The sequence below is a fragment of the Pseudoxanthomonas sp. Root630 genome (assembly GCF_001427585.1).
Lineage (GTDB): Bacteria > Pseudomonadota > Gammaproteobacteria > Xanthomonadales > Xanthomonadaceae > Pseudoxanthomonas_A.
Genome location: NZ_LMGY01000016.1, coordinates 319,708 through 336,514 on the forward strand (window position 1 = coordinate 319,708; position 16,807 = coordinate 336,514).

General features: G+C 67.6%; 17 protein-coding genes. 6 read left to right on the forward strand and 11 right to left on the reverse strand.

Features of this window, described 5'->3' with window-relative positions:
- Positions 1-6: 6 nt before the first annotated feature.
- The 9 genes from argH to ASD72_RS13815 form a co-directional block, all read right to left on the reverse strand.
- Positions 7-1,299: an argininosuccinate lyase gene (gene argH, locus ASD72_RS13775; RefSeq protein WP_056880520.1), complete on the reverse strand. Its 1,293-nt coding sequence runs from the start codon at positions 1,297-1,299 to the stop codon at positions 7-9.
- Positions 1,296-2,258, reverse strand: a complete 963-nt coding sequence (gene argC / locus ASD72_RS13780; protein ID WP_056880521.1) for an N-acetyl-gamma-glutamyl-phosphate reductase — start codon at positions 2,256-2,258, stop codon at positions 1,296-1,298. The genes argH and argC overlap by 4 nt, the downstream gene beginning before the upstream one ends.
- A complete protein-coding gene (locus ASD72_RS13785; protein WP_056880522.1) occupies positions 2,255-2,875 on the reverse strand; it encodes a GNAT family protein in 621 nt (206 codons plus the stop codon). The genes argC and ASD72_RS13785 overlap by 4 nt, the downstream gene beginning before the upstream one ends.
- A gap of 1 nt (position 2,876) precedes the next feature.
- Entirely contained in the window at positions 2,877-4,196 is a 1,320-nt protein-coding gene (locus ASD72_RS13790) for an acetylglutamate kinase (protein WP_056880523.1), read from the reverse strand.
- Between the two features lie 87 nt (positions 4,197-4,283).
- Positions 4,284-5,384 (reverse strand): acetylornithine deacetylase, encoded by a 1,101-nt coding sequence (locus ASD72_RS13795; RefSeq protein WP_056880524.1) that lies wholly within the window; start codon positions 5,382-5,384, stop codon positions 4,284-4,286.
- The gene (locus ASD72_RS13800; protein ID WP_056880525.1) at positions 5,381-5,650 is read right to left on the reverse strand and encodes a hypothetical protein; all 270 of its coding nucleotides are present in this window, start codon (positions 5,648-5,650) and stop codon (positions 5,381-5,383) included. Before ASD72_RS13800 ends, ASD72_RS13795 begins: the two co-directional genes overlap by 4 nt.
- Positions 5,650-6,846: an argininosuccinate synthase gene (locus ASD72_RS13805; protein WP_056880526.1), complete on the reverse strand. Its 1,197-nt coding sequence runs from the start codon at positions 6,844-6,846 to the stop codon at positions 5,650-5,652. The genes ASD72_RS13800 and ASD72_RS13805 overlap by 1 nt, the downstream gene beginning before the upstream one ends.
- Before the next feature lie 31 nt (positions 6,847-6,877).
- Positions 6,878-7,882: an N-acetylornithine carbamoyltransferase gene (locus tag ASD72_RS13810; protein WP_056880527.1), complete on the reverse strand. Its 1,005-nt coding sequence runs from the start codon at positions 7,880-7,882 to the stop codon at positions 6,878-6,880.
- A gap of 261 nt (positions 7,883-8,143) precedes the next feature.
- Positions 8,144-8,587, reverse strand: a complete 444-nt coding sequence (locus ASD72_RS13815; protein ID WP_235578021.1) for a hypothetical protein — start codon at positions 8,585-8,587, stop codon at positions 8,144-8,146.
- Between the two features lie 197 nt (positions 8,588-8,784).
- Between ASD72_RS13815 and cysS the strand changes: the two genes are divergently transcribed.
- From cysS to ASD72_RS13830, 3 genes are read left to right on the forward strand one after another with little or no spacing between them, the layout of a single operon-like run.
- On the forward strand, positions 8,785-10,176 hold the full coding sequence (cysS, locus tag ASD72_RS13820; RefSeq protein ID WP_056880529.1) for a cysteine--tRNA ligase: 1,392 nt from the start codon (positions 8,785-8,787) through the stop codon (positions 10,174-10,176).
- Positions 10,177-10,222: 46 nt separating this feature from the next.
- Positions 10,223-10,660: a SufE family protein gene (locus ASD72_RS13825; RefSeq protein WP_056880530.1), complete on the forward strand. Its 438-nt coding sequence runs from the start codon at positions 10,223-10,225 to the stop codon at positions 10,658-10,660.
- Positions 10,657-11,898, forward strand: coding sequence for an MFS transporter (locus tag ASD72_RS13830; protein ID WP_056880531.1), 1,242 nt, complete (start codon positions 10,657-10,659; stop codon positions 11,896-11,898). The genes ASD72_RS13825 and ASD72_RS13830 overlap by 4 nt, the downstream gene beginning before the upstream one ends.
- Before the next feature lie 75 nt (positions 11,899-11,973).
- Here ASD72_RS13830 and dksA read toward each other — a convergent pair whose 3' ends face one another.
- The gene (dksA, locus tag ASD72_RS13835) at positions 11,974-13,086 is read right to left on the reverse strand and encodes an RNA polymerase-binding protein DksA (RefSeq protein ID WP_056880705.1); all 1,113 of its coding nucleotides are present in this window, start codon (positions 13,084-13,086) and stop codon (positions 11,974-11,976) included.
- Between the two features lie 84 nt (positions 13,087-13,170).
- Here dksA and yidD point away from each other — a divergent pair, with 84 nt between their 5' ends.
- Genes yidD through ASD72_RS13850 form a run of 3 tightly spaced genes read left to right on the forward strand, consistent with a single transcriptional unit; the run spans position 13,171 to position 15,637 of the window.
- On the forward strand, positions 13,171-13,446 hold the full coding sequence (gene yidD / locus ASD72_RS13840) for a membrane protein insertion efficiency factor YidD (protein ID WP_056880532.1): 276 nt from the start codon (positions 13,171-13,173) through the stop codon (positions 13,444-13,446).
- Positions 13,446-14,792: a dihydroorotase gene (locus ASD72_RS13845; RefSeq protein ID WP_056880533.1), complete on the forward strand. Its 1,347-nt coding sequence runs from the start codon at positions 13,446-13,448 to the stop codon at positions 14,790-14,792. The genes yidD and ASD72_RS13845 overlap by 1 nt, the downstream gene beginning before the upstream one ends.
- 44 nt (positions 14,793-14,836) lie before the next feature.
- Complete coding sequence (locus tag ASD72_RS13850) at positions 14,837-15,637, forward strand: M23 family metallopeptidase (RefSeq protein WP_235578022.1); 801 nt, start codon at positions 14,837-14,839, stop codon at positions 15,635-15,637.
- A gap of 213 nt (positions 15,638-15,850) precedes the next feature.
- On the opposite strand, the gene folE2 is transcribed toward ASD72_RS13850, so the two are convergent.
- On the reverse strand, positions 15,851-16,783 hold the full coding sequence (gene folE2 / locus ASD72_RS13855) for a GTP cyclohydrolase FolE2 (protein WP_056880534.1): 933 nt from the start codon (positions 16,781-16,783) through the stop codon (positions 15,851-15,853).
- Positions 16,784-16,807 lie beyond the last annotated feature (24 nt).

A 16,807-nucleotide genomic window follows, 5' to 3' on the forward strand; every position in this document is an offset into this window, starting at 1 on the left:
AGCGCTTCACAGGGCGTCCCACCGCGTCGACAGCGTCTCCAGGCGGAGATCCGCACCGGCGCCCGGGGACACGCGCGCCGCCAGGCTGCCTTCGGGCGTGCGCCCCTGCCCGGCCGTGTCTGCGGACGCAGCCGCAGCCTTGTACGCCTCGCGGAACGGCACGCCCGCCACGGCCGCCTCCACCGCGACATCGGTGGCGTACATGCCGGAATCGATCGCGGCGCGCAGGCGGTCTTCGCGCCACTCTAGGTTCGCGAGCAGCGCGGGCAGCAGTTCGAGTGCCGGCAGGCCACGGCCGAAACCATGGAAGATCGCACCCTTGCTGGCCTGCAGATCGCGGTGGTACCCCGACGGCAACGACAGCAACTGCTCGATCTCCGTGCGCGCCGCCGCCACGCTGGCGTGGGTGGCGCGCATCAGTTCGATGACGTCGGGATTGCGCTTGTTCGGCATGATCGAACTGCCCGTCGTGTACTGCGCAGGCAACGCAACGAAACCGAACTCCGCGCTGGTGAACAGCGACAGGTCCCAGGCGATGCGGCGCAGGTCGAGGGTGGCGCCACCGAGCGCTTCCAGCGCGGCCAGTTCGAACTTCCCGCGCGAGAGCTGTGCGTAGATCGGGCTCACCTGCATGCGCGAGAAGCCCAGCGCGGCCGTCGTGTGCTCGCGGTCGAGCTTGAGATTGACGCCATAGCCCGCCGCAGTGCCGAGCGGATTGGCATCCACCAGCTTCAGCGTGTCGCGGGCGCGCATCGTGTTGTCGATGAAGGCCTCGGCCCACCCCGCCCACCACATGCCGGCGGACGACACCACGGCACGCTGGATATGGGTATAGCCCGGGATCGGCAGGTCGCGTTCGGCCCGGGCGCGATCCAGCGCCACCTTGGCCACTTCGCGCGACAGCACCGCCACGCGCGCCAGCTTCTCCTTCAGCCACAGGCGCGTGGCGACCAGGATCTGGTCGTTCCGGCTGCGGCCGGTGTGGATCTTGCGGCCTGCATCGCCCAGGCGCTCGGTCAGCCTGGCCTCGATGGCGGAATGGCCATCTTCGTAGCGCTCGTCCAGGACGAAGTCGCCGCGACGGAAATCATCGGCCAGCAGCGCCAGCTCCCGCTTGAGGCCCGCCAACTCGTCGCCGGACAGGATGCCGATGCGCTGGAGGCCTTCGGCGTGCGCCGTGCTGGCCTGGATGTCGTGCAGGAAGAATTCGCGGTCCAGCACCACGTCGTCGCCGGCCAGGAAACGCTGGATCTCCGCGTCCACCGCCACGCCGGGCTTCTGCCACAACAGGTCGCTCATGCCGTCGTCTCCTGCGGAATGCTGTCGAGTTCGTCGAATCCGAACGCGAGATTGAGGTTCTGCATCGCCTGCGTCGCCGCACCCTTGAGCAGGTTGTCGAGCGTCGCGACCACGACCAGGCGCTTGCCGCCGGGCGCCAGGGTGAAGCCGCCGATCTCCACCCCATGCCGGCCGGCGATGCGGCTGACCCATGGCGCCTCGTCCAGCACGCGAATCAGCGGCTCGCCGGCGTAGCGATCACGATAGAGCGCACGGATGTCTTCGATCTTCGCCGGCTGCTGCAGCCACAGATTGACCGTCATCGTGATGCCACGGAAGTGCGGAGCGACGTGCGGCATGAACTCGACGGGCAGGCCCAGGTGGCGGCTGACCTCGCGCTCGTGCATGTGGTCGGTGAGCGCATATGGCATCAGGTTGTCGCGCAGCAGCTCGGTGTCGTTCTTGTCCGAGGGCGAGGTTCCGGCACCGGAGTAGCCGGACACGCCGAAGCATTGCGGCGGACCCGCCAGGCGACCGAGCAGCGGCGCGATCGCCAGTTGCATGGCGGTGGCATAGCAACCGGGATTGCTGATGCGCCTCTGGCCGGCGTACGTCTGCCGGGTCAGTTCGGGCAGGCCGTAGTACCAGGGTTCATCGAAGCGGAAATCCGCGGACAGATCGACCACGACGGTGTCGGGCGCCTGTGCGTCGATAGCGGCGACCAGCTCGGCCGCCTTGCCGTTCGGCAGCGCCAGGATCACCGCATCCGCACCCTTGCCGCCGACCTGGTCGTGGCTCAGGTTCTCGTACCGCAACTCACCCACGAACTCCGGGATGTGGTCGCTGACCTTCTGCCCATCGAGCTCGCGCGACGACACGAACACCAGTTCGAGGTGCGGATGGCGGGCGATCAGGCGGATAAGCTCCGCACCGGTGTGGCCGCGGGCGCCGACGATGCCGACGGTCTTGGTCGTGCTCATGGGGAATCCTGTTCGTGCCGGGCCAGTTTGGCCAGCAGGTTGCGTTTCACCGCCGGCCATTCGCCATCGATGATCGAGAAGACGACGGTATCGCGTGGCGATCCATCGGTGTGGCGTTTGTGATTGCGCAGCACGCCGTCCTGCTTCGCGCCGAGCCGTGCGATCGCCGCGCGCGAACGATGGTTGAACCAGCTGGTCTCGAAGACCACGCTGATGCAGCCGAGCGTCTCGAAGGCATGCGTGAGCAGCAGCAACTTGGTTTCGGTATTGATGCCCGTACGCTGCACATCGGGTGCATACCAGGTGTAGCCGATACTGAGCTTGGGAACATCGGCTTCCAATCCGTAGAAGCGCGTGCTGCCGACAACCCGGCCGCCCGCATCCCGCACCACGAACGGCAGCACACGGCCGTCCGCCTGCGCCGCCAGCACCGCATCGACATACCCCGCCGCGTCCGCGGACCTGGGCACCTGCGTGAACCACAGCGCGGTCAGCTCATCGCCGGCCAGGGCGGCGCGCAGACCCTCGACATGGTCGCGCGACATCGGTTCGAGGCGCGCATGGCGGCCCGTCAGGACCGGTACCTGCCGCCATGCCGTCGGGATGGAAGCGGCCATCTCAGTCCTTCAACGTCGGCAGGCGCGTGCGGCAATGCGCCACGCAACGTTCGATGTCGGCGAAACCATCGATGCCGTACCAGAACACCTTCCACTTCTCCTGCTTGTAGCAGCCGTCGGATTCGGCGTAGTAGAAGATATTGACCTGGTTGTTGTGGCGCGACCGCCAGAACAGCTGCGGATTCTCCTCGCGCATCACGTGCCACACGGCACGACCCAGGCCCTCGCCCTGCGCGTCGTCGAGCACGGCGAACTTGTCCAGGTAGGCGAAGCCTTCCTCTCGGGTAAGGATCAGTGCGGTGCGGTAGTTCTCGCTGATGTAGACGCGGTACGGCGTGGTGCGCTCGAAGTAATCGGGCAGCAGCGTGCGGCCGAAGCTGGATTCGATCAGGGTCTTCAGGCGTGGCAGGTCCACGCCCTCCCAGCCGCCCTCGAAACGCAGTACGCGCTCACCCTTGCGCACCAGCGTGCCGGAGCCGCGATGCGTGAACAGTTCCTTGGCCAGCTCCGCCGGCTTGGTGATGGAGACCGACGAGGTCAGCGGCAGCCGGTCCAGCAGGTCCTTGATCTGTTCGATCTTCACCCGCATGCCGCCGTTGATCCAGGGCTGGGCCATCAACTCGTCGTACTCGGTCGACAGGTTGATCGAATCGATGACGCGCCCTTCGGCATCCAGCAAGCCGCCGGTGCCGGTGAGGAAGATGATCTTGTACGGCTGCAGCACCTGCACCAGCTCGTTGGCGGCGAAGTCGGCGTTGATGTTGAGGATCTGGCCGCCGATGGTTTCGCCCATGCTGGCGATGACCGGGATGGAACCGGCCTTCAGGCTCGCCTCGATCGGTGCCTGGTTGATGCGGGTGACGTCGCCGACCAGGCCGTAGGTGGCCTGGTCCTTGTACTCGGCTTCGAAAACACCCGAGACGATGGACGTCGCGCGCGCACCGACCTGCTGCAAGGCTTCGACCAGCGCGAGGTTCTGCTGCAGGAACACCTTGCGCACGATGGCCAGCACTTCGGGCGTGGTCACGCGCAAGCCGTTGACGGTCTGCTTGGTGATGCCGGCCGCCGTCATTTCCTCGTCCAGCTGCGGCCCCGCGCCGTGCACGACGATGGGCGTCAGGCCGACTTCCTGCAGGAAGGTCAGCGACGACGTCAGCGACTCCAGGTCGTCGCGCAGCACGGCGCCGCCGACCTTGACCACGGCGAAGCGCTTGGCGTCCAGCTGCGAGAAGCGCTTGACGTACTGCGAGATCTCCTTCGCGCTGGCCATGCTGGACAGCAAGCGGATGATGGTCTGGCGGGTTTGCTTGTTGGATTCCATCGGTTTTCTTGTTGTCGTTGTAGGAGGGGCTCCAGCCCCGACCGTGATCCCACAGAGTGCAGTCGGGGCTGAAGCCCCTCCTGCAGGTCAGTCCGTCTGATCGAGGATGCGTGCGACGCTGTCGGCATAACGTTGCAGCTGCTCCAGCGCTACCCACTCATCGGCGGTATGCGCCTGCGCGATGTCGCCCGGGCCGTAAACGAACGCCGTCAGCCCGGCGGCGGAGAACAGCGAGGCCTCGGTCCAGAAGTCGACGGCGTTGCCGATCGGCAGACCGAGCTCATCGGCGAGGTCGCGTGCCGCGAGGCGACGCTCCTCCGCGCGGGCAACATCGCCCGAAGGCAGCGACGGCCCGCGGAAGGTCTCTTCGTACTCGGCCAGCGCATCGGGATTGGCGAAGCCGCGGAACGTGGCGTGCAGCTCGGCGGGGTCCTGCGATGGCAGCGGACGGAAGCCGAAGCGCACTTCGGCGCTGGGCGCGATCATGTTCGCCTTGATGCCTCCCTCGACCCGGCCGATGTTGAAACGCAGGCCGGTCAGCCCGCCGAAGCGCAGATGATGCTGGGCCTGCACGAAGTCCAGCGCCGACGTACCCCAGCGCATCGCGTTGTGCACTGCGCTCAGCGACAACGCGTTCTCGGCGGAGGCATGCCCGGCCTGTCCCGTGAACGCCATGCGGACGGCGCTGATGCCGCGGTGCGCGAGCACCGCCTGGCACTGCGTCGGCTCGGCGATGATCGCTTCGCCGAAGCCATGGTCGCGGGCGAGGAACGCGGCGATGCAGCGTGCATCGTTCGCTTCTTCGTCGGTCGTGAACAGGAATGCCGCATCGCCGCTGGTGACCTGTGCGGCAGCCACGAGGGCCGCCGCCGCGCCCTTGATGTCGCAGGCACCCAGGCCGATGGCGCGGTCGCCTTCGATGCGCAACACGTGCGGATCGGCGCTCCATGCCGGCGAGGACGGTACGGTGTCCAGATGCACGTTGAACACGCGCTTCGGCTGCCCGCGCACGGCGAACAGCGTGACCGCACCGGCGCCGTGATCGATCACCTCGACCTGGAAACCCGGCAGCTGCGCGCGCAGGTAATCGAAGATGCCGCCGGTGCCGATGTCGCGCGGCGGGTTGCGGGTATCGAACGACACCAGGGCTTCGAGATGATGCAGAGTACTGGCCAACAAGTCAGTCATGCGATTGATCCATAACGATTCTGCGCAGCTTCGATCCACACGCGTTGATCGGGGTGGTGTTCGGCGATGACGTCCTTCGCGTGCGCGACATCGTCTTCATTGTCGAACAACACTGTCTCCGTGAAGCGCGTCAGCTCGATGCCCTGATGCTCCTGGAACGCCGCGGTTGAGATGGCGGATGCGCTGCACCAGATGTAGTCACGGCCCGGCAGGGCCATGCTGATCGCATCTTGCAAACCACCAGGCGTCAGCGCGAGGAACACCATCAGCGATTGATCTCGGCCCACAGGGTCGAGCTCATGCCGAACAACTTGATGAAGCCCTCGGCTTCCTCGACACCCCAGTCGGCCGACTGCGCGTACGTCGCGCCCTTGGCATTGAGGATGTGCGGGGACGTCACCGCGACCGCATCGACGCGGCCACCGCGGGTCTCCAGCACCACTTCGCCGTTGACCGTGGCCTGCGAAGACTGCAGGAACGCCTCCAGGTCGGCCTTGAGCGGGTCGTGGTAGAAGCCTTCGTACACCAGCTCCACCCACTTGCGCGCGATCTCCGGCTTGAAGCGGTTCTGCTGCTTGGTCAGCACGGCCTCTTCCAGCGCGCGGTGCGCCGCCAGCAGCGATACCAGGCCAGGCGCTTCGAACACAATGCGGCCCTTCAGCCCGATCACGGTGTCGCCGGTGTACACGCCGCGGCCCACGCCGTACGGGGCGAACAGGGCGTTCAATTTCGCCAGCAGTGCGGCACCGCCGACGGGCTGGCCGTCCAGGCTGACCGCTTCGCCGTTCTTGAAGCCGACCGTCACCCGCAGCGGCTCCACCGGCCATTCGGCACGCGGTGCGCACCAGCCACGCGCGCCCTCGCCCGGGGCGGACCACGTATCGATCTCGCCGCCGGACATGGTCAGGCCGAGCAGGTTCTCGTTGATGGTGTAGCTCTTCTGCTTGGCGCGCACGCCGAAACCGCGCTCTTCCAGGTAGGCCTGTTCGTAGGCGCGGGTCTGGGTGTGTTCCTTCTGGATCTCGCGGATCGGCGCCACGATGCGGTAATCGCCGCTGGCCTTCACCGCGAGGTCGAAGCGCACCTGGTCGTTACCCATGCCGGTGCAGCCGTGCGCAATCGCATTCGTGCCCAGTTCGGCCGCCCGCTTCAACGCGGCATCGACGATCAGGTAGCGGTCGGACACCAGCAGCGGGTACTGGCCCTGGTAGCCCTCGCCCGCCCACACGAACGGCCTGACGAAGCCGTCCCAGATCGCCGGGCCGCCATCGACGGTGACGTGGCTGGCCACGCCCAGGTCGGCGGCGCGCTGTTCGATGTAGGCGCGTTCTTCGGCGTCCACGCCGCCGGTATCGGCGAACACGGTGTGGACGTTCCAGCCGCGCTCTTTCAGGTAGGGCACGCAGAAGCTGGTGTCGAGGCCGCCGGAGAAGGCGAGGACGATGTCTTTGGACTGGTTCATGGGGGCGTGTTCTGTTCTGGAATCGGTGGGGTTACTGCTGCATCAGCGCGGCCATGATGGCCTTCTGCACATGCAGGCGGTTCTCGGCTTCGTCGATGGCGATGCACTGCGGCGAATCCATCACGCCGTCGGTGGCCTTCACGTTGCGGCGCAACGGCAAGCAATGGCTGAAGACGCCGTTGTTGGTCAGGGCCATCTTGGCCTCGTCGACGATGAAGTGCTTGTACTGGTCGCGAATGGGCTTCTCGGGCTCCCAGTTGCCGAAGAACGGCAGCGCGCCCCAGCTCTTGGCATAGACCACGTCGGCACCGCGGTAGGCGCTTTCGATGTCGTGGCTCACCTGCAGCGAACCGCCGCTCTCGGCCACGTTCTGCTCGGCCCAGCCCATGTAGCGCTCATCCAGCACGTAATCGGGCGTTGGGCACAGCAGGGTCACGTCCATGCCCATGCGGGTGGCGATGGTCAGCGCCGAGTTGGCGACCGCGGTGTTCAGCGGCTTGGGGTGGTAGGTCCAGGTGAGGACGTACTTCTTGCCGCGCAGGTCGGCGGTGCCGAAGCGCTCCTGCAGGGCGAGCGCATGGGCCAGCTCCTGGCAGGGATGGGTGATCGTTTCCATGTTGATCACCGGCACCGGCGAGTACTTCGCGAACGACTTCAGCACGATGTCCTCGCGGTCATAGGCCCAGTCGACGAACTTCGGGAACGCGCGCACACCGATCAGGTCCACGTAACGGCCCAGCACCTTCGCCACCTCGGCGATGTGCTCTTCGGTATCGCCGTCCATCACCGTGCCCAGGTTGAACTCGATGGGCCACGCATCCTTGCCCGGCTGCAGCACGACGGCGTGGCCGCCCAACTGGAACGCGCCCAGCTCGAAGCTGGTGCGGGTGCGCATGGACGGGTTGAAGAACACCAGCGCGATCGACTTGCCTTTCAGCGCATCGCCCAGCTTGTGCTGCTTGTAGAGGGCGGCCTGCGTCAGCAGCGCGTCCAGCTCGGTGCGGCTCCAGTCCTGCGTGTTCAAGAAGTGCTTCATTACGGCATCCTGGTTTCGGGAATGTGGCAAAACGGGCTTCAGAAACGAAAAAACCCAGCCTCTGGCTGGGTTCCGGTGAACAAGCGACGACGTCCGGGGTACCCAGCTAGATGCAGGATTCCGGTCGACGGGCACGCGACGTCATGCTCGAGGCCTGGCGGGCCGCGCTGTCAGCATGGGCGTGTGCGTTCATCTTCATGGGCGCGAATGCTCGCATGTGCTGCGGCGCAGCGCAAGGCTACCTTGGACGCATGCCGTGCGTCAGGGCGTGCTGGCGGCAGGCAGCGTCGGCACCACGTAGGGCACCACCGACACCCGGATGCGCAGGCGGTTGCCCGGGTCCTCGGCCAGGCGGGAGCGGTACTTCACGCCCTTGTAGATGTAATCCACGTCGTAGGCGATGGGGCGCTGGAACTCGCGTTCCACCGGCACCGCACGGCAGTTGGTCCGCACGGTGCCCGTGGGCGGGGCTACCGGAGGCGCAGAGGCTTCCTCGCCACCGAACCAGCCTTTCACGGAACTGACCACCTTCGACCAGCGGCTTTCGTCCTCGCGCGCGGCGGGCTCGGGCTTGGCCGCAGGCACTTCATCGCAGCGTTGCTCGGTGCGGGTGGCCCGCAGGGTCTGGTACACCGGCTCAACGCTCAGCACCTGGGCATAGTCCAACCGCACGTTCTCCGTCGGGATCACCCGCTCCTGCGCCATCAAGGGGGCGCAAGCCAGCAGGCAGGACAGGAGGAGGGCGGCGCGGAAGCGGTGCATGTGGCCTGTGAATGGTTTCCCGGTGTCACAGTGTAGGCGTCGCGCCTTGAGTGGGGCTGAACATCCGCCCGACGGAGCCCACCGGGTGCCCGGCCCGGGCGCAGGCGGTAGAATCGTCGCGTACCCCCTGCCCCACGCCCATGACCCTGCGCCTGCACAACAACCTGACGCGCCGGGTCGAGCCGTTCGCGCCGCTCGATCCCGCCTGCCCCACGATGTACGTCTGCGGGCCCACCGTCTACAACTACGTCCATATCGGCAATGCACGCGGCCCGGTGGTCTTCGGGGTGCTGGCGGCCCTGCTGCGCCGCCGCTTCGGCCAGCTGCGCTATGCGCGCAACATCACCGACGTGGACGACAAGATCAACGCCGCCGCCAAGGAACTGGGCGTGGCGATCTCGGCGATCACCGACCGCTATGCGGCGGCCTATCGCGAGGACATGGCCGGGCTGGGCGTGACCGGCGAGTTCTCCTCGGATATCGAACCCGCGGCCACGGCGCACATCCCGCACATCATCGCGATGATCGAGCAGCTGATCGCCGGCGGCCACGCTTACGCCGCTGAGGGCCACGTGCTGTTCGCGGTGGCCAGCTTCGCCGAGTACGGCAAGCTCTCCGGTCGTGATCCGGAGGAAATGCTGGCCGGCGCCCGCGTCGAAATCGCGCCCTACAAGCGCGACCCGGGCGACTTCGTGCTGTGGAAGCCCTCCACGCCGGACCTGCCGGGCTGGGACTCGCCCTGGGGCGTCGGCCGCCCGGGCTGGCATATCGAGTGCTCGGCGATGGCCGCGGCCCACCTGGGCGAGACCATCGACATCCACGCCGGCGGCGTGGACCTGCAGTTCCCGCACCACGAGAACGAAGTGGCGCAGAGCGAATGCGCGCACAAGCACGCCGACGGTTCGCACAAGACCTTCGCGCGTTTCTGGCTGCACAACGGCATGCTGAACTTCGGCGGCGCCAAGATGAGCAAGTCGCTGGGCAACATCGAGAAGGTCCACGACCTGCTGCAGCAGCATCCGCCGGAAGCGCTGCGCTACGCCCTGCTCTCCGCCCACTACCGGCAGCCGCTGGACTGGTCCGAAGCGCTGGTGGAACAGTCGAAGAACACGCTGGACCGCCTCTACGGCACGCTGCGCGACCTTGGCGACGTCACCGCCGACGCCGAGACCCCGCAGGCCATCGAGGATGTGCTGGACGACGACCTCAACACCCCGCTCGCGCTGGCGGAAGTCGCCCGCATCGCCGCCGACGCCCGCAAGGCGACGACGACGGAGGACCGGCAACGCCTCAAGGGTGAGCTGGTCGGCGCCGGGCGCGTGCTGGGACTGCTGCAGCAGGACCCCGCCGAGTGGTTCGGTCGCGGTACGTCCAGCGACGACGACGCGCGCATCCAGGCCCTGATCGACGAGCGCGCGGCCGCGAAGAAATCCCGCGAATTCGCCCGCTCCGATGCGATCCGCGACCAGCTCGCGGCCGAGGGCATCCTGCTGGAAGACACGCCGCAGGGCGTGCGCTGGAAGCGGGCCTGATCCATCCCCCTCAGGGAGCCGGCGACGCTGCGCTCCCGGAACTCCCATGACCAACACGATCTTCCCGCTCGAACCGACCGCCGCCGACGCACAGGCGGCGATCAAGGACGAATTCGCCTTCTTCGGCGACTGGTCCGAACGCTACCAGTACCTGATCGACCTGGGTCGCAAGCTACCCCCCTTCCCGGACGACTGGAAGCGCGAGGAGCACCGCCTGCTGGGTTGCCAGTCGATGGTCTGGATCGTGCCCGAGGGCGATGCGGCGAAGCTGGATTTCCACGCCGTCAGTGACTCGGCGATCGTCTCGGGCCTGATCTTCCTGGCCCTGCGCGTCTATTCGGGGCGTTCGGCGGCCGAGATCCTGGAGACCACGCCGGACTACATCGCCGACATCGGCCTGGCCAAGCACCTGTCGCCCACCCGCAGCAACGGTCTGGCTTCGTTGCTGGCCTTCATCCGCGAGACGGCCGCCAACACGAAGTGAGCGACAGTCGGGCCCCCTCCGCCTTCTCGCTGCTGCACAACCGCGGCTATGCAGCGGTGCTGGCGTACCGTATCTGCGCACTGCTGTCGTACCAGATCGTCGCGGTCACGGTCGGCTGGCATATCTACGAACTGACCCACGACACGTTCTCACTCGGCCTGGTGGGCCTGGCGGAAGTGCTGCCGTTCTTCTGCGTAGCACCGTTTGCGGGCTATCTGGTCGACCACCTGCCCCGGCGACGCGTCGGCATGGTGGCGTGCGCCGCGCTGGCGACCACGGCGGTGATCCTCGTCGCGGTATCGGCGGGATGGCTGCCCGTCAAAGGCACCTGGCCGATCTATGCCGCGATCGCGCTGACCGGCATGGCGCGGTCGTTCCTCAGCCCCGTCTACAACGCGTTGTTCGCCAAGGTGCTGCCGCGCGAGGACTTCGTGCGGGCGGCGGGCCTGGGCAGCGTGGTTTTCCAGACGGCACTGGTCACGGGACCGGCGCTGGGCGGTGTGCTCGCCGGGTTCGGGGGCAAGACCCTGTCGTACGCGGTCGCCGTTGTGTTCGCCCTGCTCGCCGCCACCGTGCTCGCACGCTTGAAGGTGGAAGAGCCTGGCCCACCGGCGGTGAGCCTGCCGGTGTTCGCCAGCATCGCGCAGGGCGCGCGCTTCGTGCTGAACAACCAGATCATGCTGGGCGCGATGGCGCTGGACATGTTCTCGGTGCTGCTCGGTGGCGTGGTGGCGATGCTGCCGGCCTTCATCCACGACATCCTCCACCATGGTCCGGAGGGCCTCGGCATCCTCCGCGCGATGCCGGCGGCCGGTTCGGTCTGTGTCGGACTGTGGCTGGCACGCCACCCGCTGCAGAAGCATGCAGGCCGCGTGCTGCTGTTCGCAGTGGTGGGCTTCGGGCTGAGCGTGATCGCGTTCGGCCTGTCGCGCAGTTTCTGGCTGTCCGCCGGCATCCTGCTGTTCTACGGCATGTGCGACGGCGTTTCGGTGGTCGTGCGCTCGACGATCCTGCAGCTGTCCACGCCGGACGAGATGCGCGGGCGCGTCTCGTCGATCAACGGCATCTTCGTCAGTTCGTCGAACGAGCTCGGTGCGTTCTACGCCGGCACGATGGCCAAGCTGCTGGGGCTGGTACCCGCCGTGATCATCGGCGGCTTCGCGATCCTCTCCGTGGCCGGCGTCACGGCATGGAAGGCGCCACGCCTGCGGCGCCTCGATCTGCGCGAGCTCCAGTAAGCAGGAACGCCGGGGCCGGAAAAGAAAAACCCCGCCAAGGCGGGGTTTTTCGTGCGCAGGGAGGGAACGCGGGGCTCAGTCGCCCTGCTGCTTCTGCAGGTGCTCCCAACGCTCCTGGGCGTCGATGGTGCGCTCCGCGGTCAAACGGGCTTCGAGGCGGTCCAGGCCGATCTCTTCGCCGGTATCGACGCAGTAACCATAGTCGCCGCCTTCGAGGCGCTTCAGCGTGCTGTCGATCTTGCCGATCAGCTTGCGGTAGCGGTCGCGGGTACGCAGTTCCAGCGAGTTTTCGGTCTCGCGGGTCGCACGTTCGGCTTCGTCGCCGATGTCGCGGACTTCGTCCTTGAGGTTCTCGATGGTCTGCTTGGATTCCTCGACCAGGTCAGCGCGCCACTGCAGCAGGCGCTGGCGGAAGTACTCGAGCTGCAACGCACTCATGTACTCCTCTTCGGGCGAGGGCTTGTAGCCGGTCGGCACGATCGGGCGACCGGTGGCTTCGTCGGTCTTGTAAGGCACTTCTTTCACCTTGCCGCGCACGACCGGCGCCGCGGGGCGGGCGGCCACGGCCACCGCGACCTTGCCCACGGGGCGAGGCGTGACGGCAGGACGCGTGCTCACGGGAGCTGCGGCGGGGGTCGGGGCTTTGGCGGGTTTGCTATTGGGTTTCGGGACTGGCACAGGCTTCGGGGGGGTCGGAACCTTGGCGGCGGGGGCCGGAGCCGCAGCAGCTGCCTTGGGGGCAGGCGCCGGGGCGGGAGACTTGGTCGCAGCCGCGGTGGGGGCGGACTTCGCCGGAGCCGGCTTTGCAGCGGGCTTCGGTGCGGGCTTGGCGGGAGCGGGTTTCGTGGCCTTGGCCGGCGCCTTCACCGGTGCCGCCTTGGCGGGCGACGCCTTGGCGACCGGCGCAGGCGCTGGCTTCTTGGCGACTGCGGGCTTGGTTGGCTTGGCGGCGGCCTTCTTGACCGGCGCGGCCTTCTTCGCCACCGGCTTGGCAGCCGGCTTCTTCACCGGCGCCGCCTTCTTGGCGACGGGCTTCTTGGCGACAGGCTTGGGAGCCGCCTTCTTCGCCGCCGGCTTGGGGGCCGGTTTCTTGGCAGCCGCCTTCTTCACGACAGGCTTCTTGGCGACGGTCTGAGCGGGTTTCTTGGCGGCCTTGGCGGCCTTCTTCGCAGGTTTCTTTGCAGCCACGAACAGCGCTTCCTTGTTCTTCCCGAGCATCGGGAAAGCGCGCTTTTATAGCCTACCCGGAGGGCAGCGGCAACCCGACGCGGTATGATCGGCCACATGCTCTCCCGCCTGCTCATCCTGTTGCTGAAGGGCTACAAGCGCTTCATCAGCCCGCTGCTGGGGCCTCGCTGCCGCTTCGTACCCTCTTGTTCCGAGTACGCCATGGAAGCGATCGGCCGGTTCGGTCCGATGAAGGGCGGCTGGCTGGCCGTTCGCCGGATCGGCCGCTGCCATCCGCTCCACCCCGGCGGCCACGATCCTGTACCGTCGGCGTGCGGCCATGCCCACGCCTCCTCTCCCCGTCCCTCCAGGAATCCCTGATGCCCGCCACCGTCATCGTCAACGCCCGCCTGGTCAACGAAGGCCGCGTCACCGAGGGTGACCTGCGGATCGAGAACGGCCGCATCGCCCGCATCGCCGCCGAGATCCGTCCGCAGGGCGAAGACACGGTGATCGACGCGGCCGGCCGCCTGCTGCTGCCGGGGATGATCGATGACCAGGTGCATTTCCGCGAACCGGGCATGCCGCACAAGGGCGACATGGCTACCGAATCGGCCGCCGCGGTCGCTGGCGGCCTGACCACCTTCATGGACATGCCCAACACCAGCCCGCCGACGCTGGACGCCGCGGCGCTGGAAGACAAGTACCAGCGGGCCAAGGGCCGCGCCTGGGGCAACTACGGCTTCTACATGGGCGCCAGCAACGACAACCTGGAGGCGATCCGCACGCTCGACCCGAAGACCGCGCCGGGCATCAAGGTGTTCATGGGCGCCTCCACCGGCAACATGCTGGTCGACAACCCCGACACCCTGGACGCGATCTTCCGCGAGGCGCCCACGCCGATCATCACCCACTGCGAAGACACGCCGATGATCGACGCCAACCTGGCGGCGTTCCAGGCCAAGTACGGCGATGCGCTCAGTGCCGAGCACCACCCGGACATCCGCAGCCGCGAAGCCTGCATCAAGTCCACGCGCCTGGCGATGTCGCTGGCGCGCAAGCACGGCACCCGCCTGCACGTGCTGCACATCTCCACCGCCGACGAGCTGGCGCTGTTCACGCCCGGCCCGCTGGTGCACGCGGATGGCGCGCGCAAGCGCATCACTGCGGAAACCTGCATCCACTTCCTGCGCTTCGACCGCGCGGATTACGCGGCGCTGGGCAACCTGATCAAGTGCAATCCCGCCATCAAGGACGCCAGCGACCGCGAGGCGCTGATCAAGGCGCTGGTGGAGGACGTGATCGACGTGCTGGCCACCGACCACGCCCCGCACACGCTTGAGGAAAAGGAAAAGCCCTACGTGCAGGCGCCTTCCGGCCTGCCGCTGGTGCAGTACGCGCTGGTGGCCGCGCTGGAGCTGGTGCACGAGAAGCGCATGGACGTCGCCCGCGTGGTGCAGAAGTTCGCGCACGCCCCCGCGCAGCTGTTCGACGTGAAGGAACGCGGCTACCTGCGCGAAGGCTACTTCGCCGACCTCGTCCTGATCGACGACGAGCCCTTCACCGTCAAGCGCGAGGACGTGCTGTCCAAGGTCGGTTGGTCGCCCTTCGAAGGCCGCACGTTCCGCTCGCGGATCGGCGCCACCTGGGTCAACGGGCGCATGGTCTGGAACGGCGAGCACCTGGTCGGCACACCGAACGGCCAGCGACTGGAGTTCGCACGTTGAAGTGGGCGGTCGCGGCGCTGCTGGCCGCGATCTGCATGGGCGGTATGCCGCGCGTGGCGGCACAGGACGCAGCCCTGCCGTCGACGACGGATGAGCGCGTCGTTTTCCCCGCCAGCGCTTCGCAAGGCGCCCTGGTGTTCGGCAGGGTGCCGTCCGGCAGTCGCGTCGAGTATCGCGGGCGAATCCTGCGCACCACGGCCTACGGCACCGTCGTGTTCGGCGTGGGCCGGGACGAGACCGGCCCGCTACTTCTCCAGGTCACCTCGCCCTCCGGTCGCATCGAAGCCGCCAGCGTGGCGGTGACGCCGCGCGACTGGCCGGTCGAGCATGTCAACGGCGTGCCACCCAAGACCGTGAACCCGCCGCCGGAGATCGCCGCACGCATCGAACGCGAACAGGCGCTCGTCACGGCGGCACGCCTCCGCGACGACGAGCGCACCGATTTCGCCCAACCCTTCCAGTGGCCGGTACAGGGTCGCATCAGTGGCCGCTTCGGCAATGCGCGCGTCTACAACGGCCAGCCGGGTGCCGGCCACTCGGGCATGGACATCGCCGCGCCCACCGGCACCCCCGTGAAGGCGCCGGCCGGCGGCGTGGTGACGTTCGCGGCACCGGACCTGTACCTGACGGGCGGCACGGTGCTGCTCGATCACGGCTACGGGATCAGTTCGAACTTCCTGCACCTGTCGCGCATCGACGTGAAGGTGGGGGATCGCATCGAACCCGGCCAGGTCATCGGCGCGGTCGGCGCCACCGGGCGCGCCACGGGGCCGCACCTGCACTGGGGGATGAACTGGTTCGACGTGCGTATCGACCCGCTGCTGGTGCTCGAACGCGGGAAGTGACAGCCCGTAAATCATTCCCTGGGCGCGCTGCGGCGCGTCGAAGGTCCATGACACCCGTTGGTCCAGTGGGCGCGGTTCGACGTGCGTATCGACCYGCTGCTGGTGCTCGAACGCGGGAAGCGAGGGGCCTGGTGTGGGAGCGACGTAAGTCGCGAAGCTTTGCTTTGAGAGCGATCGCGACTCACGTCGCTCCCACATCCGGCAACCGAAGCCTCAATCGTTGCTGCCGCTGACCCGGGCAACCGCATCGTGCGGATGCAGGCTCTCGTAGTGCGCCACGGTGGCGTCGTAGCGGGCGATGCGCGCATCGCCGGCCAGGACCGACGCCACGCGACGGGCAGCGTCTTCGCAGAACATCAGGTTTTCGGCGTTGAGGCGGGCGAAGGCCTGTTCGTCCACGCGCTTGACGGCCGTCTGTACCGGCGTGGCGAGCGCGGCTTCAAGCGCATCGACCAGCGCCACCAGCGGAAGCTCGTCGAACTGCGGGCGCAGCTCGACGCGCACGCTGGCGCGACTGCGTTGCGCATGCGGCGTGGCGGCCAGCCCGCGCTCGGAGGCGAGCCAGTCGTGCACGACGTTGACCGACAGCGGATGCGCTGCCGCGAAGTCTCCGGCGAACCGCTCGGCATTGGCCTGGCGGGACAGTGCGGCCGACGCCGGGCATGTGCTGGAGTATTCGACGGAGAACGCCAGCGCCAGGGTCAGATGGCCGTCGGCGAGCGTGGCCTCGATCTCGACCGGGTAGCGCTTCCAGCCGGCGTAGTCGCTTTCCAGCGCCTTCCGTTGCAGCAGCGCTTCGTAGCGGATGCGCAGGCGCGCCTGCGTGGCCAGCCCGGCCTGCGAGTCGACACTGGTCTGCAGCAAGTGGCGCAAACCGGCCGGGGTGATGGCTTCACGCGCCAGGCCATCCTGCAGTTCCAGGTAAAGCCGCGACATGTGGATGCCACGCGCATCGGCATTGGCCAGGTTCACCGACAGGTCGATACTGGCGGCGACCTGCAACTGACCGCCCTGCCCGTCCGGAATGCGGACCGGCAACGCGATGTTCTCCATGCCCACCCAGTCCAGCGGACGCGCCAGCGGCACGCGCTGATGGGCGACGTCGGGAAGGTCGGCGCGGGGCGCCACGGGGAGCGAGGAAGTCATCGTCGTGCACGGGGGAGTGATGGC